Genomic DNA, 1,498 nt, shown 5'->3' on the forward strand with positions numbered 1-1,498 from the left:
CAAAGACGAAGCCTCAAATCCTTGGTCACTGTCGCCGCTTGGCCTCACCATCATTACGCGCTTTTAGAAAATGCTAAGCAATGCCGTACTGGCTCGAGTATCTCGCCATTCGCCATTGGCCTGCAGCTGTCGTCGTCATGGCATCTGTCCCTGCCACAAGGGCAATCCACTTTCTACAGCGAAGTCTCTATCCTCTGCGTAGATTGGCTCGCCTCTTCTCACCACCCGTCGAAGCAAATCCGCATCTTCGTCGGCATGATATCGAAAGGCATTTCGGGTGTCGTATCCATGCCCGGCTTGGGATAGGGAAAACCCGCTGACTACAACAGGAGCGAAACCGGCGAAACGCGCCAGCATGATCGCGAAGGCTCCGGTGGAGATTTTCCGGTGCCAGCCGCGGGACACATGATATTTGCCGCTAAGCCGCCAGACGATGTTGGCAAGCTGCCATTTGGTAAGCGCCTGCAAGGTGTCATAACGATAATTGAAGGTGCGACAACCGGCTTTCAGCTTGTCCTCAACGTCCGGCCAAACCGGGATGATCAGATGCTTTGCCTGCCGTCCTTTTAACAAATCACGCTTGTAAAAATCCTGCTCGCTCTCGCCGACTAAAATGCCGCGGCGGATCAGGGCGATATCAGGAACGGGGAGGCCGAAGGTTTCCGCCAAAAGCTGGGAAGCATTGACGGTCACAAGTGCCCAATCGGCATCATGTCCCTCCGGGAGGCGAAAATCCGGCGCCGACCCCATCACCAAGGCGGGACCCGTGACCCTGGGCAAGCGAAGAATTGGCTTTGAGAAGGTTGGCAAGAGATCCGAAAGAGGAGTTTTCATGCGGGAATCTGAACCGCATGTTCCTCAAACGCGCGCAGAATGCTCTCTTCTCGGCTCCACAATTCGTCCCATTGCGTGGCGCCGGACCAGCCCGCAAACCACGGACCGCCGAGCGTGTAGTGCGCCAGCGAGACATCGGCGGGGTCGAGTTCGGAAGCCGAAGCCCCTACGAGGTAGTTCCATGCCAGAGGCAATTCCCCGATCTCGTGGTCCTCAAGCCATTTGAAGGCATGGAGGTCACGTCCGGGCCACGTATTAAGCATCTCGTTGGTCAGCCGTTTGTTGGCGGGATGATCTAGATTCCACAAAACGACCGACGACCAGTTTTTGCGGCGATAGAACGTCTGCGTTTGTCCGTCCATCTTGACCGCTTCGGATTCGCGTTGCTGGTGCTTAACCGCCATAATCGCGTAGGAAGGATCGACTAGGTCGAGCAGCTTGACTGGATCCTTCAGAAACAGGACGTCACAATCGCAGAACATGGCCCAGCCGCCTTGCCTTATAAACGGAACGGCAAAGCGCGATATGGCAAACTCGGTCGACATCGGTGCCTCGGAAATCGGGCACCAGAGCTTACCATCACGTACCACCATCGGTCGCTTCATGATTCCTTGGGCTTCAAGGTCTTTGAGCACGAGTGGCTGTATCTGCAACGGCGTGCTTG

General features: G+C 56.0%; 2 protein-coding genes. Both read right to left on the reverse strand.

Features of this window, described 5'->3' with window-relative positions; translation table 11 throughout:
- Window positions 1–135: 135 nt before the first annotated feature.
- Complete coding sequence (locus tag B5V02_RS12895) at window positions 136–834, reverse strand: hypothetical protein (protein ID WP_111544570.1); 699 nt, start codon at window positions 832–834, stop codon at window positions 136–138.
- The coding region (locus tag B5V02_RS12900; RefSeq protein ID WP_111544571.1) for a hypothetical protein at window positions 831–1,498 on the reverse strand (668 nt) is incomplete at its 5' end. The genes B5V02_RS12900 and B5V02_RS12895, both read right to left, overlap by 4 nt.

It is taken from the genome of Mesorhizobium kowhaii (genome assembly GCF_003253745.1).
Taxonomy (GTDB): domain Bacteria; phylum Pseudomonadota; class Alphaproteobacteria; order Rhizobiales; family Rhizobiaceae; genus Mesorhizobium; species Mesorhizobium kowhaii.